This window comes from Massilia sp. Root133 (assembly GCF_001426525.1).
Classification (GTDB): Bacteria; Pseudomonadota; Gammaproteobacteria; order Burkholderiales; family Burkholderiaceae_D; genus Telluria; species Telluria orientalis.
The window spans coordinates 1-26088 of record NZ_LMEW01000002.1 but is presented as its reverse complement, the minus strand read 5'-3'; the positions used below and the strand labels follow the sequence as shown (position 1 = coordinate 26088).

Below are 26088 nucleotides of genomic sequence, written 5' to 3'. Positions count from 1 at the left end.
CAGGCGGGAACCCATGTTGAGCATCCCTGGTCAGCTCAGTATGGGTCCCCGCTTTCGCGAGGACGACGGTCTAGTGAATGATCCGGGCCAGGAACTCCCGCGCTCTCTCCGACTGCGGCGCCTCGAAAAACGCCTCCCCGGCGCTGTCCTCGACGATCCGCCCCTCGTCCATGAACACGACACGGTCCGCCACGCGGCGCGCAAATCCCATCTCGTGCGTCACGACCATCATCGTCATGCCGTCCTGCGCCAGGCCCGTCATCACGTCCAGCACTTCGCCCACCATTTCCGGATCGAGCGCGGACGTGGGCTCGTCGAACAGCATCGCGACCGGGTCCATCGCGAGCGCCCGCGCGATCGCCACGCGCTGCTGCTGGCCGCCCGAGAGCTGGGCCGGGAATTTGTCCTGGTGCGCCAGCAGGCCCACGCGGTCCAGGTATTCGAGGCCGTTCGCCGTGGCCTGGTCGCGCGAACGTTTGAGCACCTTGACCTGTGCGAGCGTCAGGTTGTCGCGGACGGACAGGTGCGGGAACAGCTCGAAATTCTGGAACACCATGCCGATGCGCGCGCGCAGCGCCGGCAGGCGCGTGGCCGGGTCGCCGACGGACGTGCCGTCCACCCTGATCGTCCCCTGCTGGAAGGCCTCCAGGCCGTTGACGGTCTTGATGAGCGTCGACTTGCCGGAACCGGACGGCCCGCACACGACCACCACGTCGCCGCGCGCGACGCGTGTCGTGCAGTCGCGCAGAACCTGGACAGGGCCGTACCACTTGCTGACGTTGTCGATTTCGATCATCTGTATTGTCGTCTTTTCGTTGTCCCGGGCGTGCTTGACAGTACCATCAACGCCTAGGATACTGCCGGGACTTGTCAATATCGCAGCACCAGGCACCCGGCAACTCCCTGATCTTGCACGAGATTGTGCCACGGCAGCGGAACAGGACGGACGATCTCCCCTGCTCCGCCATCCGCCACCCTAGAGGAAGCTTATGAACAAAAGAAACCGCCTCACCACCTGGATCCTCGTGGGCCTGGCGCTCGGCATCGCCGCCGGCTACATCGCGCACACGAATCTCGCCGATCCCAAAGGCTTCGCCGACACGATGTCGCTGGTCACCACGCTGTTCCTCCGCCTGATCAAGATGATCATCGCTCCGCTCGTGTTCTCCACGCTGGTGGTGGGCATCGCCAAGATGGGCGACGCCGCGGAAGTCGGCCGCATCGGCATCAAGGCGCTGGGCTGGTTCATCATCGCTTCCCTCCTGTCGCTCACGCTGGGTCTCATCCTCGTGAACCTGTTCCGCCCGGGCGACGCGATGGCGTTGTCCGGCACCCTGCCGGCGGCCGGCGCCTCGTCGGGCATCACCGCTTCCGGCCTCACGCTGAAGGACTTCATCACCCACCTCGTGCCGACGTCGATCTTCGACGGCATGGCCAGGAACGAGATCCTGCAGATCGTGATCTTCTCGATCTTCTTCGGCACCGGCGCCGCCGCCATCGGCGATCGCGCCGCGCCGATGATCGCCGCCATCGACGGCGCCACGCACGTGATGCTGAAAGTGACGGGCTATGTGATGAACTTCGCACCGTTCGCCGTGTTCGCGGCCGTCGCGGGCGTCGTCGCCACGAGCGGTGTCGGCGTGCTCGGCACCTACGGCAAGTTCATGGGCGAGTTCTACCTCGGCATCGCGCTGCTGTGGTGCATCCTGATCGCGATCGGCATGTTGTTCGTCGGCCCGCGCCTGTTCAAGCTCCTCGGCCTGCTGCGCGAGCCGACCATCCTCGCGTTCACCTGCGCGTCGTCGGAAGCCGCGTATCCGAAGACGCTGGAAGGCCTGGAGCGCTTCGGCGTCAAGAACCGCCTGGCCGCGTTCGTGCTGCCGATCGGTTACTCGTTCAACCTGGACGGCTCGATGATGTATTGCACCTTCGCCTCGGTCTTCATCGCCCAGGCCTACGGCATCGAGCTGGCGCTGTCCACGCAGATGACCATGATGCTCGTGCTGATGCTGACGTCGAAGGGCATGGCCGGCGTGCCGCGCGCGTCGCTCGTCGTCATCGCCGCCACGCTGAACCAGTTTCATATTCCCGAAGCCGGCCTGCTGCTGCTGCTCGGTATCGACCACTTCCTCGACATGGGCCGCTCGGCCACGAACGTGATCGGCAACGGCATCGCCACCGCGGTCGTCGCGAAGTGGGAGGGGGATCTCACCGATCCTGCGCTTGCCGACAAGGATATCGCCACAGCGCCCTTGCGCTGACCGGCACCCCGAACCAGGCTCCTCCCAAGGAGCCTTTTTTTTGCCTTCCAAAAATTGTTAAAAAAGGAGATCGTATGTTCTTAAAACTTGTACGCACGTGGTTCGCACTGTGCCTCATGACGCTGCTGGCCGCATCCGCGCAAGCCCAGACGGCGGCCCGCCTGCCCAACGTGGTGATCCTCGCCACCGGCGGCACGATCGCCGGCACCGGCGCCACCAGCACGACGACGGTCGGCTACACGGCCGCCAAGGTCGGCGTCGATGACCTGATCAAGGCCGTCCCGGAACTGAAGCAGGTCGCCAACGTGACCGGCGAACAGGTGTTCCAGATCGCCAGCGAAAACATGAGCAACGAGCACTGGCTCACGCTGGCGAAGCGCGTCAACACGCTGCTGGCCAAGCCTGACGTGGACGGCATCGTCATCACGCACGGCACCGACACGATCGAGGAAACCGCCTACTTCCTCGACCTCGTCGTGAAGAGCAAGAAGCCGGTCGTGGTGGTGGGCGCGATGCGTCCGTCGACCGCGATCTCGGCCGACGGCCCGATCAACCTGTACAACGCCGTGCTGACGGCCGGCAGTCCCGACGCCGTCGGCAAGGGCGTGCTCGTCGTGCTGAACGACCAGATCAACGCCGCGCGCGACGTCAGCAAGACCAACACGACGACCACCGACACGTTCAAGGCGACGGAACTGGGCCTGCTGGGCTACGTGGTGGGCAACAAGGCGCACTTCTACCGCGCCTCGACCCGCAAGCACACGGTCGACACGGAATTCGACGTGAGCAACCTGTCCGCGCTGCCGCAGGTCGACATCGCCTACACCTACGCTAACGTGGGCCCGACCGCCGTCAACGCGCTGGTCGCCGCCGGCGCCAAGGGCCTGATCCACGCGGGTGTCGGTGACGGCAGCCTGCCGAACAAGGTGCGCCCGGCGCTGTCGGCCGCACGCGAAAAAGGCGTGATCATCGTGCGCGCGAGCCGCGTGGGCCAGGGCATCGTGGCACGCAATGGCGAAGCGAATGACGACCAGCTGGACTTCGTCGTGGCCGATACCTTGAATCCGCAGAAGGCGCGCATCCTGCTGATGCTGGCGCTCACGAAGACGAACAGCACCAAGGAGATTCAGCGGATGTTCTATACGTACTGATCGACGTCCCAACGACAAAACGGCCGCATCGCGCGGCCGTTTTTCATTTGTCACACCAGCGCATGTCCCTGCATCCGTGTGAGAATCGCCAACGGACTCGCCTCCTTGTCGTACTGGTGCATGGGCGACAGCTGCAGCGTGTGCTCCATCATGTACTGCCCCGCCATCACGGCGTGCGAGGTCTGGTCCGAGAAGCACACCCACGCGCAGCCCGGCGGGAAGTTGAAGGTGACCTGCGGCGCGTTCTTCTGGTAATCGAGGTCGGACTTCATCGCATCGTGCAGCTGCAGCATGATGTGGTCGTATTCGCTGCGCAGCGACTTCGTCACGTGCAGCGCGTTCAGCACCTTCGCCTGCCATGCCGAATACGGTTTGACCTTCGGCAGGAAGCGGCGCGCGACGTCCTCGAACGGTTCGCCCACGCGCCACACGCGCGGCTCGCCTTCCAGGTTCACGTTGGTGAACACGCGCAGCAGGCGCTCGCCGTAGTTGGGGCGCGACGGGAACGAGTCCACGTGCATGCGGCGATCGTCGGCGCGCCACGACTGCACGCGGTTTTCCACCACCGACGGCCGGAAGCTCGTCGCGCCGCGGCGCAGGTGTTCGCCGTAGCGCGGCACCAGGTTCGCGAGCAGGCCTTCCGCCTCGGCGCGGAAGCGCCCGATCATCCCGGCCATCAGCGCCTTCGTCGCATCGTCGCCGACGACGCCTTTCAGGTCGCCGCTCGTGGACAGGCTGATGTTGCGGATCTTGGGGTCGCGGATGTCTTCGCGGAACAGCGCCAGCTCTTCCTTCTGCGGCGCGAAGCCGTGCTGCGCGAAGTTCGGGAAGTACAGCACCTTGCCCGCTTCCAGCGCGGCGATCCAGGCCGGGTTGCCGTGGCCGACGTCGGCCATGTCGATCTCGACGATCTGTTTTTCCATCCTGTTCAATCCTTAATCTTGTACCACTTCGACCGGCGGTGAGGCGAGATCCTCGTCCTGCCTTGCCTGCTGGCGGTCCCACATCTGCCTGTACAGGCCATCCGCCGCGATCAGCGCGGCATGCGTGCCCCGTTCGACGATGCGGCCGTGGTCGAGCACGAGGATCTGGTGGGCGTCCGCGATGGTCGACAGGCGGTGCGCGATGACGAGCGTCGTTCTCTGCTTCGCGATTTCCTTCAGCTGCGCCTGGATCGCCTGCTCCGACTTCGAATCGAGCGCCGACGTGGCCTCGTCGAAGATCAGGATCGCGGGATTCTTCAGCAGGGTGCGCGCGATGGCCACCCGCTGCTTCTCGCCGCCCGACAGTTTGAGGCCGCGTTCGCCCACCATTGTCGCATAGCCGTCCGGCAGGGTTTCGATGAAGTCGTGGATCGACGCCGCGCGCGCCGCCGCCACGATGTCCGCGCGGCTCGCGCCCGGACGGCCGTAGGCGATGTTGTATTCGATGGTGTCGTTGAACAGCACCGTGTCCTGCGGGACGATGCCGATCGCGTGGCGCAGCGAATCCTGGGTCACGTTCTTCACGTCTTGCCCGTCGATGCGGATGGCGCCCTGCTGCACGTCGTAAAAGCGGAACAGCAGGCGCGACAAGGTCGACTTGCCCGAACCGCTGTGGCCCACGACGGCCGTCGTCGTGCCGGGCGGGATCGTGAAGTCGACGTCGAACAGGATTTGCCGTTTCGGGTCGTAGCTGAATTCCACGTGCGAGAACTCGACCTTGGCTCCGTGCGTGACCAGCGGCTTCGCATCGGGCGAATCGGCCACTTCGCGGTTCTGCTCGAGGAGGCCGAACAACCGCTCCATGTCCGCGAGACTCTGCTTGATCTCGCGGTAGATCACGCCGAGGAAGTTCAACGGGATGTACAGCTGGATCATGAACGAGTTCACGAGCACGAGGTCGCCCAGGGTCATCGTCTTGTCGATCACGCCCTGCGTCGCGCGCCACAGGATCGCCGTGACGGCCGCCGCGATGATCAGCGACTGGCCCGTGTTCAGGAACGACAGCGACGTCTGCGAGCGCACGGCGGCCTGCTCGTACTTCTGCAGGCCTTCGTCGTAGCGCTTCGCCTCGTAGTCCTCGTTGCCGAAGTATTTCACCGTCTCGTAGTTGATCAGCGAATCGATGGCCTTCGTGTTCGCCTTCGAATCCAGCTCGTTCATCGTGCGGCGGAAGTGCGTGCGCCATTCCGTCACGGTGACGGTGAACGTGATGTAGGTGACGAGCGCGATCGCGGTGATGCCCGCGAACCAGGCGTCGTAATGCGTGCCGAGGTAGCCCAGCACCAGCGTGATCTCGACCAGCGTCGGCAGGATCGAGAACAGTGAGTACGACACGAGCGAGCTGACGCCGCGCGTGCCGCGCTCGATGTCGCGCGTCATGCCGCCCGTCTGGCGGTTCAGGTGGAAGCGCAGCGACAGCGCATGCAGGTGCCGGAACACTTTCAGCGCGATCGTGCGCACGGCGCGCTGCGTCACGCGCGCGAATAAAAATTCGCGCAGCTCGGTGAACAGCGTGGTCGAAAAACGCAGTGCGCCGTACGCGACCAGCGCGCCGAGCGGCAGCACGAGCAGCGCGTGCGGATCGGTCGGGCTGATCGTCAGCGCGTCGATGAGCTTTTTCAGCACGAGCGGCACGCCCACGTTGGCCATCTTGGCGCCGACGAGGCAGATCAGTGCGGCCAGCACGCGCCATTTATAGACCCATAAATAGGGCAGCAAGGTGCCGATCGTGGCCCAGTCGTTCCGTTTCGCGTTCGGATCGGGCTGGGGCGGCAGGGAGTTCGGAGAAGAGCGTCGCATGGCGGGGCTTGTCGATTTATGGTTCAATTCAAGACGATTGTAGCTTCTACCGAAAATTCAAGATGACCCAGCCCGAAAATACCACCCCGTCCATCACCCGCCTGCCTGAAGGAAAGATGCCCGTGCTGCGGATGATGCCCGCCCCGTCCGATGCCAACGTCTACGGGGACGTGTTCGGCGGCTGGATCATGGCCCAGGTCGACGTGGCCGGCTCGCTGCCGGCCGTGCGCCGCGCGAACGGCCGCGTTGCCACCATCGCCGTGAATTCCTTCGTGTTCAAGAATCCCGTGTTCGTCGGCGACCTGCTGTCGTTCTACGCCGACATCGTCAAGGTCGGCAATACGTCGATCACCGTCTACGTCGAGGTCTATGCGGAGCGCAACCGCCTGCAGACGGACGTCGTCAAGGTGACGGAAGCGACGCTGACCTATGTCGCCACGGGCCCGGACCGCAAGCCGCGCCAGTTGCCGCCGCTCGAATCGCTGATCGCGCAATAAGCATCAATCGATGACCTGGCCGCGCCGCCTGTTCCTGCTGAACGCCGCGCGGCTCGCAGCGGCATCGTCGTCGCTGCTGCTCGCCAAACCATCGAACGCGGCCGGCTATCCGTTCAGCCTCGGCGTCGCGTCGGGCGCGCCCCTGCCCGACTCCGTGATCCTGTGGACGCGCGTCGCACCCGATCCGCTCGAGGCGGCCAGGACGCCGCCGCTCGCCCTCACCTTGCGCTGGGAAGTGGCGCACGACGGCGCCTTCCGCAAGATCGCCGCGAAGGGCACCGCCGTCGCGACACCGGAACTGGCGCACAGCGTGCGCGTGGACGTGCGCGGCCTGGAACCGGGACGCTGGTACTGGTACCGCTTCATGCTGGGCGACGCCGTCAGCCCCGTCGGCCGCACGCGCACGGCGCCGGCGCCGGACAGCATGCCGGCCCGCCTGAAACTCGCCGTCGCATCGTGCCAGCACTGGGAGTTCGGCAGCTATGCGGCGCACCGCTACCTCGCGCAGGCGAACCTGGACCTCGTCGCCTTCCTCGGCGATTACATCTACGAATGGGGCGCGTACCGCCTGCAGCATCCGGCGCCGGGCGTGCGGATCGTGCGCCAGGACGAGTCGTTCACGCTGGCCGACTACCGCCGCCGCTACGCGCAATACAAGACGGACCCGGACCTGCAGGCCGCGCACCTGATCGCGCCGTGGATCGTCACGTGGGACGACCACGAGGTCGCGAACGACTACGCGGCGGACCGCGACGAGCGCCTGTCGCCGACCTTCGTGCAACGGCGCGCGGCCGCCTACCAGGCTTTTTACGAACATATGCCGCTGCGGCTGCCGCCACCGAGGAGCTACGCGAGCGTGCGCATGTTCCAGCGCTACGACTGGGGACGCCTCGCGCGCTTCCACGTGCTGGACGACCGCCAGTACCGCGCGTGGGAAGCGTGCTCGCATCCGGGCATCGGCGGCTCGAATTCCGTGACGCCGCGCGCCTGCCCTGCCCTGCTCGATCCACGCCGCAGCATGCTCGGGCCCGAGCAGGAAGCATGGCTGAAGACGGGGCTGGCATCATCGAAGGCGCGCTGGAACATCCTCGCGCAGCAGACCTTGATGGCGCAGTCGTCGCAAATCCCCGTCACGCCGCAGGACGGCGGCCGCTTCTGGACGGATGGCTGGGATGGTTATCCGGCCGCGCGCCGGCGCCTGCTCGACACGCTCGTGGACACGCGCGCCGCGAACCCGCTCGTGCTGGGCGGCGACGTGCACACGTTCTACGCGACGGAGCTGCGGCGCGATTTCAACCGGCCCGTGTCGACCGCGAATCCAGTCGTCGCGACGGAATTCGTCGGCACGTCGGTCACGTCGAATTCGCGCCCGCAGCTGCGCACGTCGCAATACGTGGCGATGAACCCGCACCTCCGGTACGGGCGCAGCGACAAGCGGGGGTACATGCTGATGGAGATTACCCCCGGCGAGACGCGCACGCATTTCATGGGGCTGGACGAGGTGCGCGATCCGAAGACCGTCCAGCGGGAGCTGGCGGCCTTCCGGGTCGAGGATGGGAAACCTGGGGTGGAGATCACGGCGGTCTAGAACGTGTTTCTTGCCGCTGCATTAAAAACCGTCATTCCCGCGCACGCGGGAATCCAAGCTGAGGCGCCGGCGTCGCAACGTTAGAAATGCTGCGGCGCTTCAGGTATCGCGATTACTGATGTTCAGCATGGGTCCCCGCCTCCGCGGGGACGACGGTTAGGCAGTCTGCTTCTCATCCCGCAGCTCGCGCCGCAGGATCTTGCCGACGTTCGTCTTGGGCAGGCTGTCGCGGAACTCGACGTACTTCGGCCGCTTGTAGCCCGTCAGCTGTTCCTTGCAGAAGGCCAGCAGGTCGTCCTTGGTCAGCGTCTTGTCCTTCTTGACGACGTACAACTTGACGGCCTCGCCCGAATGCTGGTCCGGCACGCCCACGCACGCCACTTCCAGCACGCCCGGATGCGAGGCGACGACGTCTTCCACTTCGTTCGGGTACACGTTGAAGCCCGAGACGAGGATCATGTCCTTCTTGCGGTCGACGATCTTCACGGCGCCGGTGGCGTTCATCACGCCGATGTCGCCGGTCTTGAAGAAGCCGTCCGCCGTCATGACCTTCGCCGTCTCGTCCGGACGCTGCCAGTAGCCGGCCATCACCTGCGGGCCGCGCACGGCGATCTCGCCGGCCGTGCCGAACGGGACTTCGTTGTCGGATTCGTCGACGATGCGCAGCTCCGTCGACGGCAGCGCAAAGCCGATCGTGCCCGTGAATTCGGTGATGTCGCAACGGTTGGCGGCGACCACCGGCGACGTCTCCGACAGGCCGTAGCCTTCGACGATCGGCGCGCCCGTCACCGCGAGCCATTTGTCGGCGACGGCCTTCTGCACGGCCATGCCGCCGCCCGGGCACACCTTCAGGCCCGAGAAATCCAGGCTCGCGAACTCCGGATGGTTCAGCAGGCCGTTGTACAGCGTGTTCACGGCCGGGAAGACGTGCATGCGGTATTTCTTGAGCTCCTTGATGAAGCCGCCGATGTCGCGCGGGTTCGGGATCAGGAGGTTCGTGCCGCCCGCGCGCAGGCCCATCAGGGCGCACACGGTCAGCGCATAGATGTGGTACAGCGGCAGCGCGCACACGAACAGCGGCGTCTCGCCGGCCGGGATCTTGGCCAGGGTCGGCGCGAACCACGCTTCGTTCTGCAGCACGTTGGCGATCACGTTCCTGTGCTTCAGCACCGCGCCCTTCGACACGCCCGTCGTGCCGCCCGTGTACTGCAGGAAGGCGACGTCTTCATGGCCGCACTCGACCGGCTTGCGCGACAGGCGCGCGCCTTCGGCCAGCATGCGCTTGAACGGCACGGCGGACGGCAGCGACCACGCCGGCACCATCTTCTTGACGGTGCGGACGACGAAGTTGACGAGCAGGCCCTTCACGCCCAGCAGGTCGCCCATGGTGGCGACGATGACGTGCTTGAGCTTCGTGTTGTGCGCGACTTCGGCGACGGTGTGCGCGAAGTTCTCCAGCACGACGATGGCCTCCGCGCCCGAATCGTTCAGCTGGTGCTGCAGCTCGCGCGCCGTGTACAGCGGGTTGACGTTGACGATGGTGTAGCCGGCGCGCAGGATGGCGGCCATCGCCACCGGATACTGCAGCACGTTCGGCAGCATGATCGCCACGCGCGCGCCCGGCGCCAGGCCCTTCTGCTGCAGCCACGCGGCCATCGCGCCGGACAGCCTGTCCAGCTCCGCGAACGTCATGGACTTGCCCATGCACGCAAAGGCGTCGCGGTTGGCGTACTTGCGGAAGGAATCCTCCAGCAGGTGCGTGAGGGAGCGGTACTGCGTCCAGTCGATTTCCGCAGGCACGCCCGCCTCGTACGACTTCAGCCAGAATTTGTCCATGTCATTGCCTCGCTAGTTCTCAATTATATAAATCGTATGCGCAAAAAAACCGCCCGGCAAAAGGGCGGTTCGTACCGCGCTGTGCGCCAGGGCTACGCCGCCTGCTTTTCCTCGCGCAGCGCGCGGCGCAGGATCTTGCCGACGTTCGTCTTCGGCAGCTCGGTGCGGAATTCGATGTACTTGGGCCTCTTGTAGCCGGTGAATTCGCGCTTGCAGTAGTCCATCAGCTGCTCGGCCGTCAGGCTCGCATCCTTGCGCACGACGAACACCTTCACGGCCTCGCCGGAATGCTCGTCCGGCACGCCGACCACCGCGCATTCCAGCACGCCCGGATGCGCCGCGATCACCGCTTCCAGTTCGTTCGGGTACACGTTGAAGCCCGACACGAGGATCATGTCCTTCTTGCGGTCGACGATCTTCACGTACCCGTTGTCGTCCATGATGCCGACGTCGCCCGACTTGAAGAAGCCGTCCGCCGTCATGACCTTCGCCGTCTCGTCCGGACGGTTCCAGTAGCCGGCCATCACCTGCGGACCGCGGATCGCGATCTCGCCGATGCTGCCCACCGGCAGCGGGCGGCCGTCGTCGTCGACGATGGCGATGTCCGTCGACGGCACCGGCAGGCCGATCGTGCCGGTAAAGCCGGGGACGTCGCAGCGGTTGCACGTGGCCACGGGCGACGTCTCCGACAGGCCGTAGCCCTCGATGATGTTAGTGCCCGTGAGCGACTTCCACTTGTCGTTGACGGCCTGCTGCACGGCCATGCCGCCGCCGTTGGAAACCTTCAGCGCGCTGAAGTCGACGTCCTTGAAATCGGGGTGGTTCACCAGCGCGTTGTACAAGGTGTTCACCGCGGGGAGCATGTTGATGCGGTACTTCTTGAGTTCCTTGATGAAGCCCGGGATGTCGCGCGGGTTCGGGATCAGGATGTTCAGCGCGCCCACGCGCATGCCCCACAGCGCGCACGCCGTCAGCGCGAAGATGTGGTACAGCGGCAGTGCGCACACGATGGTCGGGAATTCGACGAGCGGCGGCTGGCTCATCGCCGGCTTCGACCACGCCTCCGTCTGCAGGATGTTGGCGATGACGTTGCGGTGCGTGAGCGTCGCACCCTTCGACACGCCCGTCGTGCCGCCCGTGTACTGCAGGAAGGCGACGTCGGAATTCTTCAGCTGCGCCGGCTGGAACGGCATCCTGGCGCCCTGCGCCAGCGCGTCCTTGAAGCGCACCATGTGCGGGATCGTAAAGTCCGGCACCATCTTCTTGACGGTGCGGACGACGAAGTTGACGAGCATGCCCTTGGCACCGCCCAGCAGCTCGCCCATGCTGGCCACGACGACGTGGCGCACCAACGTTTTACTCAATACCTGCTCGACCGTGTGCGCGAAGTTCTCGAGCACGATGATGGCTTCGCTGCCCGAATCCTTCAGCTGGTGTTCCAGCTCGCGCGGCGTGTACAGCGGATTGACGTTGACGACCGTATAGCCCGCGCGCAGGATGGCGGCCAGCGCCACCGGATACTGCAGCACGTTCGGCATCATCACCGCCACGCGCGCCCCCGGCTTCATCCCGCGGCTCTGCAGCCAGGCCGCCAGGCGCTTCGACATATTGTCCAGTTCCCCGTAGGTGAGGAACTTGTCCATGCAGACGTACGCGTTGTTCGCCGCATACTTGCGGAACGATTCCTCCAGCATTTGCACCAGCGAACCATACTGGTCGGGATCGATTTCCGCCGGCACGCCGGGCGGGTAAGCCTTGAGCCAAATCTTGTCCATCGGTGCCTCTGTCTCCAGTATCGTTATCGTTCTGAGCGCGGCCCAAAAAAAATCGCACGGTCGTGCTGATATTATTAAGCAAGATGCTATCGGGCAGCGCGCGTCGACGCAAGCACTTTTGCGCTTTTCGAACAACGACTCTATCGACGTTTGATCAAAATGGCTACGGGCGTATTTCGCTGCGCTGCACCATCAACGGCGCCGTCACGAGCGGCGGCACCAGCGCATTCAGCACACGGTGGCGGTCGGAACGGTCCATGTCGGCCAGTTTTTTGACGGCTTGGTAGAATTTCGGGAAGCTGCCCTCGCGTTGCAATAGCGCACGGAACGCGGGCACGAAATCCTCGTACGTTGCGATCGATGCCAGGTGGGCGTTCGACAACGGCTGCTCGAAGAACCGATCATACCCTGCATACCCGCCCCAATTGCCCTTCAGTACCTGGTATTCGTCCTTCAAGTCCTGGAACAAACGCGCCTTGACGGCCCGCTTCTGCGCATCGCTGCGGTCGACGAGCGCGTAATTCTGCTCGAGCGCCTTGCGGTACTTCATCAGCAAACCGAGGAAATCCTTCTTGCGGCTCCGGTAGCGCGCATAAGCATCGCGCATCTGCTGGTTGCCGAAGCGCTCCATCCAGCGTTCGACGCCGACTTCTTCCACCGTCGACGCGAACGCTTCGTTGAATTGCGAATCGCCCTGCACGTACACGATCTGGTGCGCCAGTTCGTGGAAGATCATGCGCGCCAGTTCGCCATCCGGGTAATTGATGAACGTGGAGATCAGCGGATCGCTGAACCAGCCCAAGGTCGAATACGCGGCCACGCCGCCCACCTCGACGTCGTCGCCCGCATCGCGCAATTCCTTCGCGTACGACTCCGCGGCGGCTTTGTCGTAATAGCCGCGGTAGTTCACGCAGCCTGCCACGGGGAAGCACCACTGCAGGGGCCGCAGCGACAGCTCGGGGGTCGCAACGACGTTCCACAGCACGTATTGCCGCTTCAGCGCCGCGTAGTTTTTGTAACTGTTGTTGTCGGGTAAAGCCATTTCGGCAACTGCGAAGCGGCGGATCTGGCGCGCCGTCTCGAGGCGATGGCGCAGTTTGGTACTGGTGCCGGGGTCGGCGATCCAGTCATCGATCGGACGGGCGTCCGACAGGAGTTCAAGCTGCCCTTGGGCCGCCTGGGTGTAGTAGTTCAGCGTCGAGCAGCTGGCCAGCAGCCCCGCTGCCGTGCCTGCGATCAGCACGGGGCGGAACCACGGGGTAATCCGTGTGAGTTTCATATTTCCAGATCATGGTGCGGCCTTTTCAACCTGCACCAGCGTGTCGTAAAAGGTGGGCGCCCGGCCCATGTCGGTCAGGCGCTGACTGGTGACTTCGTTGGCGTTCTTGCCGTCGCTGGCGAGCTTCTTCCACCAGACCGACAAGCCGACGACGAGGCCGGCCCGCGCTTTGGCGGTGACCCGGGCGCGCGCGACGAACGCGCCCCGGTCGTTGAAGATGCGCACCATCTCGCCGTCCGCGATACCCCTTGAGGCAGCGTCGGCGGGATGGATGTCCAGGTGCGGTTCACCTTCCGTTGCGCGGAGGCTCTGGACATTGACAAAGGTTGAGTTGAGGAAGTTCCTGGCCGGCGGAGAAATCATCGCCAACGGATATTTCTCTGCCAGTTCGGGGTTGGAGGCGACCGATTCATAGTTCGGGATATAGGTCGGCAGCGGATCGAGGCCATCGGCCTGCATCGATGCCGAATAAAACTCGCACTTGCCGGACGGCGTCGGAAAGCCGCCTTCGGCGAACGGCGCGACCGGCATGTTCAGCTTTTGCCAGCCCGTGCGCTTCAGCGACGACCAGTCGAAGTGCACGGCGCGTTCGTGTTTCTTGTCGAACGCTTGCGCGGCCAGTTCGTCGTCCGTCTCGTCGAAGATCGGGTCGTTCATGCCCATGCGCTTGGCGATCAGGCGGAAGATTTCCGTGTTCGGCTTCGATTCGCCCAACGGCGCGATCGCCGCATTATTCGCCATCATGTACAAATGGCCATACGCGAGGTGCGCGTCGACGTGTTCCAGCTGCGTGGTGGCCGGCAGCAGGATGTCCGCGTAGTCGGCGGTGTCGGTCTGGAAGTGTTCCAGCACCACCGTGAACAAATCCTCGCGCTCGAAGCCGCGCTGCACCTGCGCCGAATCCGGCGCGATCGCGAGCGGGTTCGAGTTGTACACGATGACCGCGTCGATCTTCGGGCCGAAATCCGGCGAGGCGTCGCGCTGCAGGTCGGCGCCGATCGTGTTCATGTTGATCGTGCGCGGCAGCTTGCCGCGCAACAGGTCCGGGCGTTGCAGGACGGTTTTATTGGCCGGGAACGTGCCCGACGTCGACAGCTGCACGCCGCCCGCCGCGTGGCGCCACGCGCCCACGAGCGCCGGCAGGCAAGCGATGGTGCGCACGGCCATGCCGCCGCCATGCACGCGCTGCAGGCCGTAGTTCATGCGGATCGCGACCGGTTCGCCCGCGCGCGCCGTGCGTCCGTACGCGCGCGCGAGGTCGACGACTTCTTCCACCGTGATGCCGCAGGTTGCAGCCGTGCGCTCCGGCGTCCAGTCGGCCACCCGGTCCTTCAGTTGCGCGAAGCCGAACGTGTGCTTCTCGATGTAGTCGTGGTCGAGCAGGTTCTCTTTCACCAGCACGTGCATCATGCCCAGCGCCAGCGCGGCGTCCGTGCCTGGCATCAGCGCGATGTGCTGGTGGCATTTTTCGGCGGTCAGCGAGCGATACGGATCGATGGCGATCAGTTTCGCGCCGCGGCGCTTGGCTTCCTGCAAACGCATCCACAAATGCAGGTTCGACGCGATGGGATTGCCGCCCCAGATCAAGACCAGCTTCGCATCCTGGAACTGTTCGGTATCCGTGCCGATCGAACCACCGATCGTGTATTTGTAGCCCGTGGCGCCGGCGTTCGCGCACACGGTGCGGTCGAGCAGGGAAGCACCGAGCGTGTTGAAGAAACGCATGGCCATCGCCTCGCCCTGCACAAGGCCCATCGTGCCGCAATAGCTGTACGGCAGGATCGCCTGCGGGTCGCGCGCGGCAATAGGTTGCAGGCGGTGCGCGATCTCGTCGAGCGCCTGCTCCCACGTGATGCGTTCGAACTTGCCTTCTCCCTTTTTGCCGACGCGGCGCATCGGGTACAGCAGACGATCGGGGTGGTAGGTGCGTTCGACGTAGCGCGAGACCTTCGTGCACAGCACCCCGGCCGTCGTCGGATGATCCGGATCGCCCTTGACCTCCGTGGCCACGCCGTCCTCCACGGTCACGAGCAACGCGCAGGTATCGGGGCAGTCATGCGGACAGGCGCCGCGGACGATGGTCTTGGTCATCGGATTCATCCAGAAAAACGTCGATAAACCAGTACTTTATACGATTCCGGTGGCAGCCGTCGGGGCTCTGGCCTTCCGCATGATGGAAGGGCTACAATAGTTCAAAACATGCATGCCTATCAGGCATGAGGAGAGATCAATGAGACTGGTAGAACCCATACTCGCTTACCAATCCGAGCTCGAAACGATCCGGCGCGACATCCACGCCCATCCCGAACTCTGCTACGAAGAACAACGCACGGCCGACGTGGTGGCCGCGCGCCTCACCGAATGGGGCATCCCCGTCGTGCGCGGGCTGGGCGTGACGGGTGTCGTCGGCATCATCAAGAACGGCACCTCGGACCGCGCCATCGGCCTGCGCGCCGACATGGACGCCCTGCCGATGCAGGAACTCAACACATTTGATCACGCGTCGCGCCACGCCGGCAAGATGCATGCTTGTGGTCATGACGGGCACACAACGATGCTGTTGGGTGCAGCCCACTATCTGTCGCAGAACCGCAACTTCGACGGCACCGTCTACCTGATCTTCCAACCGGCCGAAGAAGGCGGCGCCGGCGCGCGCCGCATGATGGACGACGGCCTGTTCGAACGTTTTCCGATGGACGCCGTGTACGGCATGCACAACTGGCCGGGCATCAAGGCGGGCAGCTTCGGCGTCGTCGCGGGGCCGATGATGGCATCCAGTAACGAGTTCCGCGTCGTCGTCAAGGGCAAGGGCGCGCACGCCGCGCAGCCGCACCGCGGCATCGATCCGGTGATGGTCGCCGTGCAGATCGCGCAAGCGTGGCAAACGATCATCTCACGCGAAAAGAACCCGCTCGATACGGCCGTCCTGTCAATCACGCAGATCCACGCCGGCAGCGCCACCAACGTCATCCCCGACGAAGCCGTCATGATCGGCACCGTGCGCACATTCTCGACGGATGTGCTGGACCTGATCGAGCGGCGCATGAACGAACTCGCGAACGGGCTGGCCGCGGGCTTCGGCGCCACCATCGACTTCTCGTTCAAGCGCAACTACCCGCCCCTGATCAACCATCCGGAACAGACGGCGTTCGCGATCGAGGCGATGCGCGCGGTGGTGGGTGCGGACAATGTCGATACAAACGTCGAGCCGACGATGGGCGCCGAGGACTTCGCGTTCATGTTGCAGGAAAAGCCGGGCTGCTATGTCTTCATCGGCAACGGCGACGGCGATCATCGAAGCCACGGGCACGGCCTCGGACCGTGCCAGCTGCACAACGGCAGCTACGACTTCAACGACCACCTGCTGCCCATCGGCGCGAGCTTCTGGGCGCGATTGGTCGAGATGAGCCTTACAGCCCAAGCTCCTTCAACACGGCTTCCTTGAGGTCCTGCGCGTCAAGGCTGGACATCTTGCGCGGATGCGGGATGTTCACCTCGAACGTGGCCTGGATCGTCGTCGGCCGCGGCGACAGCACGACGATGCGGTCCGCCAGGTGCACGGCTTCCTCGACGTCGTGCGTGATCAGCAGCACCGTGTGGCGCTCCTCTTCCAGGATGCGCAGCAGCTCCATGCGCATCTTGAGGTTCATGAGCGCGTCCAGCGCGGAGAACGGCTCGTCCATGTAGAGGATCTCGGGTTTCATGACGAGCGCCCGCGCGATCTCCACGCGTTTCAGCATGCCGCCCGACAGCTCGTGCGAATAGCTTTTTTCGAAACCTTTCAATCCCACCATCGCCGTGTAGTGGTCGGCGAGTTCCGCCTTCTCGGCCTCGCTGATGCCGTCCAGGCCGAACATCAGGTTCTGCTGCACCGTCAGCCACGGGAACACGGAGCCGTGCTGGGAAATGAGGATGCCCTTCGGGCTCGGACCATGCCGCACCTGGCCATCGATGACGACACGGCCCTCGTCCGGTTGATCGAAGCCGCACAGCATCTTCATCAACGTGGATTTGCCGCAGCCGGACGGCCCGACGATGGCGACGAATTCACCGTCGCGGATCGTGAGGCTGATGCCGCCGACGACCGGCAACGTGCCCTTGCGTGTCTCGAAGCTTCTACGGATGTCGTCGACGACGATCTTGTCCGCGACCTTGTAGTTCACCTTAGCGTCCATAGCGCCACCTTACCGATTTGAGACGTTCCAGGAGACGGGTGATCCCGTCCAGCATGAGGCCGATGATGCCGATGATGATCATGGCGGCGATGACCAGGTCGTAGCGGTTGCCCGCGTTACGCGAATCCATGATCAGGTAGCCGAGGCCCGAGCGCAGCGCGATCATTTCCGCCGCCACGACGACCAGCCACGCGACACCCAGCGTGATGCGCATGCCGACGATGATCTCGGGCAGCACCGCGGGAATGATCACCTGGCGATACAGCTTGGCGCGCGAGACGCCGAAGTTTTCCGCCGCGCGCAGGTAGCGCCGCTCGATCGTGTGTACGCCGGCCGCGGTCTGCACGATCATCGGGAACACGGACGCGATGAAGATCAGGAAAATCGGCGACGCGTTACCCACGCCGAACCACAGGATCGCGAGCGGAATCCACGCGATCGGAGAGATCGGACGCAGCAGCTGGAACAGCGGATTCAGCGTGACCCAGGCGCCCTCCATGCGGCCGATCCACAGGCCCAGCGGAATGGCGACGGCGATCGCCAGCAAGAAGCCGGTGCCGACGCGCATCAGCGAGGAACCGATGTGGTCCCACAGCGTACCGTCCTGCACGAGTTCCCACGTGCCCGTGACGACCTGCCCCGGCGTCGGGAAGATCGCGCTCCTGGTCTGGACGACGACGATCCACCAGACCGCGATCAATAACGCCAGCACGACCGCCGGCGCGATGATCCGCGCCCGCTTCCGTGCAAAAAAACTCTTCTTTTTCACAGCTTCTTGTCTCCCTCTTATGGTTACAACCAATGTTGTGCGCGCCACACAAGCCGCCGCCAGCCCGCATCCGGCGCCGGCTCGACGACGATGCGCATCTGGCCGCTCGCGTGCGCCGTGCATTCGAACTGCACGTCCCCCGCGACGCCGAACGGCATCCTGAAACTCTGCCCCGGCATGATCAAGACGGGCCCGAACGTCTGCGGCACGTTGTCGAGATTCTTCAGCACGAGGATGTCCTTCACGCCCAGCGTGAGCCGGATCGACGTCGGCAGGATCTCGACCTTGTCGCCCGCCGCGCGCCGCGCGTACGTCCCGGCGGGAATCTCGAACAGCTGCTCGCGCGAGCTTGCGGGAATCGGCGCGAACATGGCCCACAGCGCCGCGCTGGCGAGTATCACCGCGGCCGGCAGCAGGATGCGGGAACGCGTCATTGATTCAGCAAGACGCGCACGTCGTGCGCGACATCATCCACCGCGCGGCCGTACGGGCTCAATGCGCGCAGCTTGCCGGACCGGTCGATCAGGTAGACGAAGGACGAATGATTGAAACCGTAATTCGCACCGCTACCCGTCCTCGTGGACGTGACGCCGTATTCCTTGCGCACCTCGGCCAACTGCGCGTCAAGGCCGGTCGCGCCCACGAACGTCGGATCGAACGCCGTCAGATAGGCGCGCATGCGCTCCGCCGTGTCGCGCGCCGGATCGACGGTCACGTACACGACCTGGAAATCCTTGCCCTGCGCGCCCAGCTTCGTTTTCACGGCCGCCAGTTCGGCGAGTGTCGTCGGGCAGACGGCCGGGCAGGACGTGAAGCCGAAGCCCAGCGCCACGACCTTCCCGCGGTAATCGGACAATTTAAGAGGCTTGCCGGTCGAACCCTGCAACGTGAAATCGGGCGCCATGCGGGGCGGCGAGAATTCCCCGGATTTCAATGCATCCGCGCTCGCGGCCAATGGCAAGGCAAACAGCAGTGCTGCGGCGAGGCGTTTCATAGCGTGACGGTGACGGGGCGGACGGCCTTGAAGAAGCTTTCGTCCACGTACTGGTTGAACTGGACGGGCTTCTTCAGCGTGCCCGCATCCAGCGACATCTGCATCAATTCGTCGAATTCCTTCGGGATGATGCGCAGGTCGCCATACGTGACGCGGTCGCTCGGATTCGTCATCACGAATTTCAGGATCTTCGGATCCTGGTTGAAGTACTTCCTGGTGGCCGCGATCGCGATCGCCTTGTCGCGGTGCGCGGCATCCGCATCCATCCAGCTGCCGGCCGCCTGGACGTAGTTGACGAGGTCCTGCACGGCGGCGCGGTTATTCGCGATCAGGTCTTCGCGCACGGTGAGCACGCAGCAGATGTAATTCGGCCATTCGTCGCGCGTCATGCGCAGCGGCGTCGCGTAGCCGGCCATCTGCGCGGAGGCGCCGAACGGCTCGCCCGTGCAATAGGCATCGATGGCTTTCGCATACAGCGCGGCCGGCATGTCCGGCGGGGGCATCTCGACCAGTTCGACGTCCTTGATGTTCATGCCCTCTTCCGCCAGCATCTTGCGCAGGAAGAGCAGGTCGACGGCGAAACGGCTCGGAATGGCGACGCGCTTGCCCTGCAGGTCGCGGAATTTTTTATAGCCGGCATCCGTGCGCACCATGATGACGGCACCGGAGCGGTGGCCCAGCGACACGACCTTGACGGGGATATTGCTGGACACGAGGTCCATGACCATCGGCGCCAGCACGTAGGCGGCCTGGATGCGGCCCGACATCAGCGATTCCTTCAGTTCGGGGAAGCCGCTGTATTTGCTGTACTCGAAGCCGAGCGGGTTCGCTGGCTTAGTTGCGGCATCCTTCGCGGCGATCTCGGCCTCCTTGGCCGCACACGCGACGGGCAGGGTCAGGTTACAGGTCACCGGCAAGCCGCCGACGACCAGTGATGCGCTTTTCTTCTCCGAAGAACACGCCGCCAAAGCGGACGGCAACGCCATTGCCGACGCCAGTTTCAACAGCTGCCGCCGCGTGCGGAAGCCGTTTCCCAGATTATCCATGCTGCCCCTGTATTGGGTTCGTTATGTGCGGCAAGGGTAGAGAAGTTTGAGGCCCGGGGCAACAGGCTGTTGCGGCGGGCCATCTACTCCATTGTCTCCGTGATATTACGTAACGATGTAATACCTCTGGGAATTATACGAGGTTGTACTGATAGCGCAAACAGGTAGCGAATAAATACTTATGGCATACGGTCCGGCGCGGTGCCCAGCCGCTTGCCGGGATTCATCCGCTCCAGCGCGATGAGGCCGGCCGCATGGTCGGCGGACGGGATGTCGCCTGCGATGCTCTCGAACTGCCGCGTCACGAGTTCCGTCACGGGCAAGGTGACGCCGGCGCCACTGGCTGCCGCCAGGATGTTGCGCTGATCCTTCAGCTGCGTCTTGACCTGGCCGCCGGGCATGAAGTTCCGCTCCAGCATGCGCTGGCCGTGCACTTCCAGCACGCGGCTGCCGGCGAAGCCGCCGCGGATCGCCTCGCGCACGGCGGCCGGATCGGCCCCGGCCGCTTCCGCCAGCAGCAGCGCTTCCGCCACAACATTGATCGTCGCACCGACGATCAACTGGTTGCACAGCTTGGCCACCTGGCCGCTGCCGACGGGGCCGACGGCTTTCGGCGAGCCCATCACGCGCAGCACGGGCTCGGCTTGGGCGTAGTCGGCCGCATCGGCGCCGGCCATGATCGCGAGCTGCCCCGCTTCCGCGCCACCCACGCCGCCGGACACGGGCGCATCGACGAAGCGGCCGCCGGCCTGGCGCAGGCGGGTGGCAAAATCCACGGCTTCGTCCTGGCGCGTGAAGCTCATGTCGATCCACAACGTGTCGTGTGCGAGTGCCGGCAGGGCATCATCGATGACCTGGCCGACGATCGGGCCCGCTTCGAGGATCGAGATCACGATGTCGGCACCGCGCACGGCGTCGTGCAGGTCGGCATGCGGTTCGGCGCCGGTGTCGCGCAGCGCCTCGGCCTTGGCGGCCGTGCGGTTCCACACGCGCAGGGGATAGCCGGCCTGGGCCAGCCGGGTCGCCATCGGCTTGCCCATCAGGCCGATGCCGAGAAATGCCACAGTCGGTAACGTCATTGCTTCCTCTCGATGATTCATTGTCCGTATTTTAACAATTGATAGGTCGACTACGTCCTTTCAACGACCTCGTTACAATAGCGGTTTGGCCGTGACCATTTTGCGTGCACGGCTCTCATTCACAGCAAAGGCAATGTTCTCCATGAAAAAAATGATGCGTTCCCTGGCGGCCGTGGCCGCGTTGTCGGCCGCGACGGCGGCCCATGCCGCCGACGGTTATTTCGATTCCTCGTCGGTGGAAGTCGGCGGCGGCGAACACGTGCAGGTCGTCCGTCTCGCGGTCCAGAAAGACTGGAACAAATCCTGGCTGCCGACCAGCGGCTACCACCTGAACGGCTACTGGGACGCGAACGTCGCCTACTGGCGCGCCAACCAGTGGCTCGACCAGCAGGGCAACACGAAGGACCTGGCAGTCGTCGGCATCACGCCGGTGTTCCGCTGGGAAGCCGACAATAAGCTGGGCTTCTACGCCGACGCCGGCATCGGCGCCGCCGTCTTCTCGAGCGTGTACCGCAATACGCACCGCCAGCTGTCGACCGCGTTCGAATTCGCCGACCACGTGGGCGTCGGCTATGTCTTCGCCAACAAATGGGAGCTGGGCGCGCGCCTGCAGCACTACTCGAACGGCGGCATCAAGAAACCGAACGGCGGCGTGAACCTGCTGCTGCTGAAGGCGGCGTACCACTATTAAGATCAAACCGGGGTCAGAGCCCGAATTTAAGCAATTGCCCAAAATCGGGCTCTGACCCCGGTTGCGACCCGGTTATCGGATTTGTGTGAGAATCCATCCGATGACCGATACCGACACCATCAAACGCTATCTGCCGTGGCTGGTGGCGACCGCGCTGTTCATGGAGCAGCTCGACGCCACCATCGTCAACACCGCCGTCCCCAGCATCGCGGCCAGCCTGCAGGTCACACCGCTCAGCCTCAAATCCGTCGTCACGAGTTACATCCTCAGCCTCGCCGTGGGCATTCCCGTGAGCGGGTGGATGGCCGACCGTTTCGGCACCCGCCGCGTGTTCTTCACGGCGATCGCGATCTTCACGGTGGCGTCCGTGCTGTGCGGCCTGTCGCTGAACGCCCCGATGATGGTCGCGGCCCGCCTGCTGCAAGGCCTCGGCGGTGCGATGATGATGCCGGTGGGCCGGTTATCCATCATCCGCACGTTTCCCAAGAACGAGTTGCTGGGCGCGATGAACTTCGTGATCCTGCCGGCGCTGATCGGCCCGCTGCTGGGCCCGACCGTCGGCGGCCTGATCGTGCACTGGGTTTCCTGGCGCTTTATTTTCTTCGTCAACGTGCCGGTTGGCCTGCTCGCGCTGTACCTCGTCTGGCGCCATATGCCGGATTACCACGGCGCCGAGCCGCGTCCGCTGGACGTGATCGGGCTGATCCTGTTCAGCTCGGGGACGGCGATCCTGTCCTGGCTGCTGGAAGTATTCGGCGAGCACACGCTCGACCCGATGACGGCCGGCCTAATGCTGGCGCTCTCGATCTCCCTGCTGGCCGCGTATGCCTGGCACGCGAACGAGGCCCAGTTCCCGCTGCTGCGCCTGGCGTTGTTCAAGGTACGCACGTTCCGCATCTCGGTGCTGGGCGGCTTCATCACGCGCCTGGGCATCGGCGGCCTGCCCTTCCTGCTGCCGCTGCTGTACCAGCTGGGCCTCAAGCTCGCGCCGTGGCAATCGGGCCTGCTCATGATGCCGACCGCCGCCGCCGCGATGGGCATGAAACTGATCGCGCCGAAAGTCCTCGCGCGCTTCGGCTACCGGCAAGTGCTCATGTTCAACACGATCTGCATCGGCCTGACGATCGGGCTGTTCGCGCTGGTCGGCCCGTCCACGCCGTGGTACGCCATCGCCGGCATCGGCTTGCTGCAGGGCTTTTTCAATTCGCTGCAATTCTCGAGCATGAACACGCTCGCGTATGCCGACGTGGAATCGAAGGACTCCAGCATGGCCAGCACGATCGCCTCGTCGTTCCAGCAGCTGTCGATGAGCTTCGGCCTCGCCGCCGGTTCGATCGTGACGGCGTGGTTCCTGGGCCGCGTGCCGCAGACGGACCAGGTGATGGTCACCAAGGCGCTGCACCACGCGTTCATCGCCCTGTCCGTCATGACGATGCTGTCGTCCCTCGTCTTTGCGCGCTTGCGCCGCGGAGATGGCGAGAGCATCACGCAAAGCAAGACAGCGACGGCCGTGGCGCAGGATCCAGCGCCGCTGTCCCAAGCCTGACGCGGATTACTCGGTCAGCGTTGTGGTCTTGCGGTTCGGGTCGGCATTGATGCCGGCCTCCGTGAACGGGATGGACGGCCATTCCTTGCGCGAATACAGCGGCAACTGGTCCGCGTAGTACGGCGACTTCGGGTCCGTCGACTGGCCATAGACGAGCATCGCCTGGGCGACCGGGCCGGCATCGTCGAACGTCACCGTCTGCACATAGCTCGTGCCCCAATAGACGTTGTTGTAGCCGGTGGCCGTGAGGCCAGTGCTCATCCGCAGCGAGTTGTACGAACCGTCGATGTCGCCCACGCCGCCGTGCAAGGGCGTGCGCACGCCGTTGCGCGTCTCGCCCTGGTAATCGCCCAGCTTCGCGTCGAGCGGGATGTTCAGCGACTGCAAGGTCTGCGCCGCCGTCTTCAGCGCGGCGAACATCGCGGGCAGCGCGGCCGGCGCGACGCCGTTGGGCGTGTGGACGGGGTCGGCCGGGTCCAGCGGCACCTTCCACTTGTTGGGGATCTGCGAGGCCGCGGTCCAGAATTCGCGGAACAGGACGGCGCCCCGGCTGTCGAGGTTCGCATGGCGGTCCCACGCACCCAGCACCGTGCACGCCTGGACCAGCGTCGCATCGTTCGCCGGACAGGCCGCCAGCAGTTCCGGCAGCACGAGCTCGGCAGCGTAGATGCGGTCGGCGAACACGAGCGTCTGCAGGTCGGACAGCTGGAATTTATGACCTTGCTGCGCCAGCTCCTCGAACTGGATGAAGCCGATCCGCGTGCGCAGGCGCTGCTCGACGCCCGTCTTGCCGTACAGCGGCGAATAGCCCAGCGGCGCCGGCCCCGTCAGCAGGGAACGGGCGTTGGTCAGCCAGTAGCTGTCGTTCGAATTGCCGACGTAGTCCGTGCGCAGCATCGATGGCGCATTGACCGGCGAGAAAATGCCGGCAGGCGCACTGGCATCCTGGCCCCAGCCGCACGCACTGCGCGAACCGTCGAACAACACGAGAGCCGGCAGCAAGAGGCAGTTGCCGGCGAATTTATCCGACGTGACGCGCGGGACGACGCTTGCGTCCGCATACAGCGCATTGCCGGCGCGATCGGCCGCGATCGTATTCACCCACGGCAGGCCAACGACGGTGTCCAGCGACGATTTGAGGGTCTGCACGCTCGTCGCGGTGCCGATGCCCAGCCATTGTTCGAGCATGCGGGTATTGCCGCGGTTCGGGTCCGCAAGGACATAGGCCGTCGTGCTATTCCACATCAGCCCCGCCTCCGGTTTCACGATGACGGCGCCCTGCTTGCTGAAGTAAAAGGTCTTGGTACGCTTCGTCGTCGTGCCGTCCGCCATCAGGATGTCGACGGATACAGTCTTCGACGTCATCTTGTTCTTCTCGCCGTCGATCAGATAGGTCGTGCCCGTCGAGTCGCCCGCATCGAGGGCCAGCTTGAAGGTCGTGAAGTGCGTGGCGGCCGTGACGGTGTGCGACCACGCGACATCCTTGTTGAACCCGATGACGACGACCGGCAAGCCGCCCAGCACGACACCCATCGCGTCATAGCGGCCGGGCACGGTGAGATGGGCTTGGTAGAAGCGGTCGGTACTCGTCCAGGGGAAATGTGGATTGCCGAGCAGGAGGCCGCGTCCACTGGCGGACAAATCCTTGCCGACGGCCAGCGCATTGCTGCCGAAGCCCTGGTGCACGACCTTGTCCAGGCGCGCGAGGAGAAAGGCGGGGTCGAGCTTGTTTTGTTGACGCGACCGGGATGCCACCGTCGCGGTCGCATCGCGAGCGCCCGCGACGACCTCCTTCGCGAACACTTCGCCCGATGCGTGCAGCGCTTTCTCGGCCAGGACCAGAACCATATCCTCGACTGTCATCGGCTTGACCCACTTCGCGTCCTTGCACGCGGCCGGATAATTGCCGGCATTGTCCTTCAGGTAGCGGTTGTAGCCGGCGACATAGCCCTCGAGCAGATCACGCGGTTCCTTGGCGCCTGCCGCATAGCCGGCGCGCAGCTGGTCGACGTCGAGATAGCCCTTGAAGAAGAAATCGCTGTCTTCGTTTTTCAGGTCCATGAATCCGCTGGCGGCACCGTATTCATCGCCCTTACGCGCCGTGGCACGGGCTTCGCCGCCGAAATACAGTGAACGCTCGCCACGTACGGTCAATAGAGAATCGGCAAACATGCACAGGTTGTCCTGCGCGTAGGCATACGCGAGGCCATAGCCCAAGCTACGGAAGTCGGCCGCTTTGACGTGGACGACGCCGTGGGTCGTGCGGGTGATGTCGGCGCTGAACCGGGGTGGCGGTGCGGGCGTGGAAGGCGAAGTGTCGCTGTCGTGATGGCTGCAGGCGGTGAGAATGGCGCCCAGGACAATTGCAGGAAAAACACGATGGAAGTGCATAGTGCTCCTTGAATGTAGAGAAAGCGAATCGGGCTATCGAAGCTAGCGGTTTTTGCTTTTGCTACAACTGTTGGAACACAAGCTTATCAGGTTTCGTTTTTTCCGATTCAAATATCCGTTTTCGAGGCGCTGAAAAGCAAAAAGCCCGCTCAGTGCATACTGAGCGGGCTTTTCTAATAACTAGCCTGACGATAACCTACTTTCACACTGGTTGCAGCACTATCATC

At 64.3% G+C, this 26088-nt stretch carries 21 protein-coding genes; 7 read left to right on the top strand and 14 right to left on the bottom strand.

Going from position 1 to position 26088, the window contains the following annotated elements; translation table 11 throughout:
• Nucleotides 1–70: 70 nt before the first annotated feature.
• Nucleotides 71–796, bottom strand: a complete 726-nt coding sequence (locus tag ASD28_RS02865; protein ID WP_056123712.1) for an amino acid ABC transporter ATP-binding protein — start codon at nucleotides 794–796, stop codon at nucleotides 71–73.
• 193 nt (nucleotides 797–989) lie between these two features.
• On the opposite strand from ASD28_RS02865, the gene ASD28_RS02860 reads away from it, so the two are divergent.
• Together ASD28_RS02860 and ASD28_RS02855 are read left to right on the top strand one after the other, a co-directional pair.
• Complete coding sequence (locus ASD28_RS02860; RefSeq protein WP_056123711.1) at nucleotides 990–2261, top strand: dicarboxylate/amino acid:cation symporter; 1272 nt, start codon at nucleotides 990–992, stop codon at nucleotides 2259–2261.
• A 74-nt stretch (nucleotides 2262–2335) separates the two neighbouring features.
• Complete coding sequence (locus ASD28_RS02855; RefSeq protein WP_056123708.1) at nucleotides 2336–3412, top strand: type II asparaginase; 1077 nt, start codon at nucleotides 2336–2338, stop codon at nucleotides 3410–3412.
• Between the two features lie 50 nt (nucleotides 3413–3462).
• On the opposite strand, the gene ASD28_RS02850 is transcribed toward ASD28_RS02855, so the two are convergent.
• A complete protein-coding gene (locus ASD28_RS02850; protein WP_056123705.1) occupies nucleotides 3463–4335 on the bottom strand; it encodes a Kdo hydroxylase family protein in 873 nt (290 codons plus the stop codon).
• Nucleotides 4336–4347: 12 nt separating this feature from the next.
• Complete coding sequence (locus tag ASD28_RS02845; protein ID WP_056123702.1) at nucleotides 4348–6195, bottom strand: ABC transporter ATP-binding protein/permease; 1848 nt, start codon at nucleotides 6193–6195, stop codon at nucleotides 4348–4350.
• A 62-nt stretch (nucleotides 6196–6257) separates the two neighbouring features.
• Here ASD28_RS02845 and ASD28_RS02840 point away from each other — a divergent pair, with 62 nt between their 5' ends.
• Nucleotides 6258–6692, top strand: a complete 435-nt coding sequence (locus tag ASD28_RS02840; RefSeq protein WP_056123699.1) for an acyl-CoA thioesterase — start codon at nucleotides 6258–6260, stop codon at nucleotides 6690–6692.
• Nucleotides 6693–6702: 10 nt separating this feature from the next.
• A complete protein-coding gene (locus ASD28_RS02835; RefSeq protein ID WP_056123696.1) occupies nucleotides 6703–8280 on the top strand; it encodes an alkaline phosphatase in 1578 nt (525 codons plus the stop codon).
• 156 nt (nucleotides 8281–8436) lie between these two features.
• Here ASD28_RS02835 and ASD28_RS02830 read toward each other — a convergent pair whose 3' ends face one another.
• The 4 genes from ASD28_RS02830 to ASD28_RS02815 form a co-directional block, all read right to left on the bottom strand.
• A complete protein-coding gene (locus ASD28_RS02830) occupies nucleotides 8437–10116 on the bottom strand; it encodes a long-chain-fatty-acid--CoA ligase (RefSeq protein WP_056123693.1) in 1680 nt (559 codons plus the stop codon).
• A gap of 92 nt (nucleotides 10117–10208) precedes the next feature.
• Nucleotides 10209–11891 (bottom strand): long-chain-fatty-acid--CoA ligase, encoded by a 1683-nt coding sequence (locus ASD28_RS02825; RefSeq protein ID WP_056123690.1) that lies wholly within the window; start codon nucleotides 11889–11891, stop codon nucleotides 10209–10211.
• A gap of 163 nt (nucleotides 11892–12054) precedes the next feature.
• Complete coding sequence (locus ASD28_RS02820) at nucleotides 12055–13170, bottom strand: aminopeptidase (RefSeq protein ID WP_056123687.1); 1116 nt, start codon at nucleotides 13168–13170, stop codon at nucleotides 12055–12057.
• A gap of 9 nt (nucleotides 13171–13179) precedes the next feature.
• Nucleotides 13180–15261: a molybdopterin-dependent oxidoreductase gene (locus ASD28_RS02815; protein ID WP_056124180.1), complete on the bottom strand. Its 2082-nt coding sequence runs from the start codon at nucleotides 15259–15261 to the stop codon at nucleotides 13180–13182.
• 139 nt (nucleotides 15262–15400) lie between these two features.
• Here ASD28_RS02815 and ASD28_RS02810 point away from each other — a divergent pair, with 139 nt between their 5' ends.
• Nucleotides 15401–16615 (top strand): M20 aminoacylase family protein, encoded by a 1215-nt coding sequence (locus ASD28_RS02810; protein WP_056123684.1) that lies wholly within the window; start codon nucleotides 15401–15403, stop codon nucleotides 16613–16615.
• Here ASD28_RS02810 and ASD28_RS02805 read toward each other — a convergent pair.
• From ASD28_RS02805 to ASD28_RS02780, 6 genes are all read right to left on the bottom strand, one after another.
• Nucleotides 16581–17345 (bottom strand): ABC transporter ATP-binding protein, encoded by a 765-nt coding sequence (locus ASD28_RS02805; RefSeq protein ID WP_056123681.1) that lies wholly within the window; start codon nucleotides 17343–17345, stop codon nucleotides 16581–16583. The genes ASD28_RS02810 and ASD28_RS02805 overlap by 35 nt on opposite strands.
• Entirely contained in the window at nucleotides 17335–18114 is a 780-nt protein-coding gene (locus ASD28_RS02800) for an ABC transporter permease (RefSeq protein ID WP_229412199.1), read from the bottom strand. Before ASD28_RS02800 ends, ASD28_RS02805 begins: the two co-directional genes overlap by 11 nt.
• A gap of 23 nt (nucleotides 18115–18137) precedes the next feature.
• Nucleotides 18138–18548, bottom strand: coding sequence for a hypothetical protein (locus ASD28_RS02795; protein ID WP_056123677.1), 411 nt, complete (start codon nucleotides 18546–18548; stop codon nucleotides 18138–18140).
• A complete protein-coding gene (locus ASD28_RS02790) occupies nucleotides 18545–19108 on the bottom strand; it encodes an SCO family protein (protein ID WP_056123675.1) in 564 nt (187 codons plus the stop codon). The genes ASD28_RS02795 and ASD28_RS02790 overlap by 4 nt, the downstream gene beginning before the upstream one ends.
• On the bottom strand, nucleotides 19105–20154 hold the full coding sequence (locus ASD28_RS02785; protein ID WP_056123669.1) for an ABC transporter substrate-binding protein: 1050 nt from the start codon (nucleotides 20152–20154) through the stop codon (nucleotides 19105–19107). Before ASD28_RS02785 ends, ASD28_RS02790 begins: the two co-directional genes overlap by 4 nt.
• A gap of 179 nt (nucleotides 20155–20333) precedes the next feature.
• Nucleotides 20334–21233 (bottom strand): NAD(P)-dependent oxidoreductase, encoded by a 900-nt coding sequence (locus ASD28_RS02780; RefSeq protein WP_082579096.1) that lies wholly within the window; start codon nucleotides 21231–21233, stop codon nucleotides 20334–20336.
• Nucleotides 21234–21384: 151 nt separating this feature from the next.
• Between ASD28_RS02780 and ASD28_RS02775 the strand changes: the two genes are divergently transcribed.
• Complete coding sequence (locus tag ASD28_RS02775) at nucleotides 21385–21924, top strand: acyloxyacyl hydrolase (protein ID WP_229412198.1); 540 nt, start codon at nucleotides 21385–21387, stop codon at nucleotides 21922–21924.
• A gap of 100 nt (nucleotides 21925–22024) precedes the next feature.
• On the top strand, nucleotides 22025–23470 hold the full coding sequence (locus tag ASD28_RS02770) for a DHA2 family efflux MFS transporter permease subunit (RefSeq protein ID WP_056123662.1): 1446 nt from the start codon (nucleotides 22025–22027) through the stop codon (nucleotides 23468–23470).
• Between the two features lie 6 nt (nucleotides 23471–23476).
• Here ASD28_RS02770 and ASD28_RS02765 read toward each other — a convergent pair whose 3' ends face one another.
• The gene (locus tag ASD28_RS02765) at nucleotides 23477–25861 is read right to left on the bottom strand and encodes a penicillin acylase family protein (RefSeq protein ID WP_056123659.1); all 2385 of its coding nucleotides are present in this window, start codon (nucleotides 25859–25861) and stop codon (nucleotides 23477–23479) included.
• Nucleotides 25862–26088 lie beyond the last annotated feature (227 nt).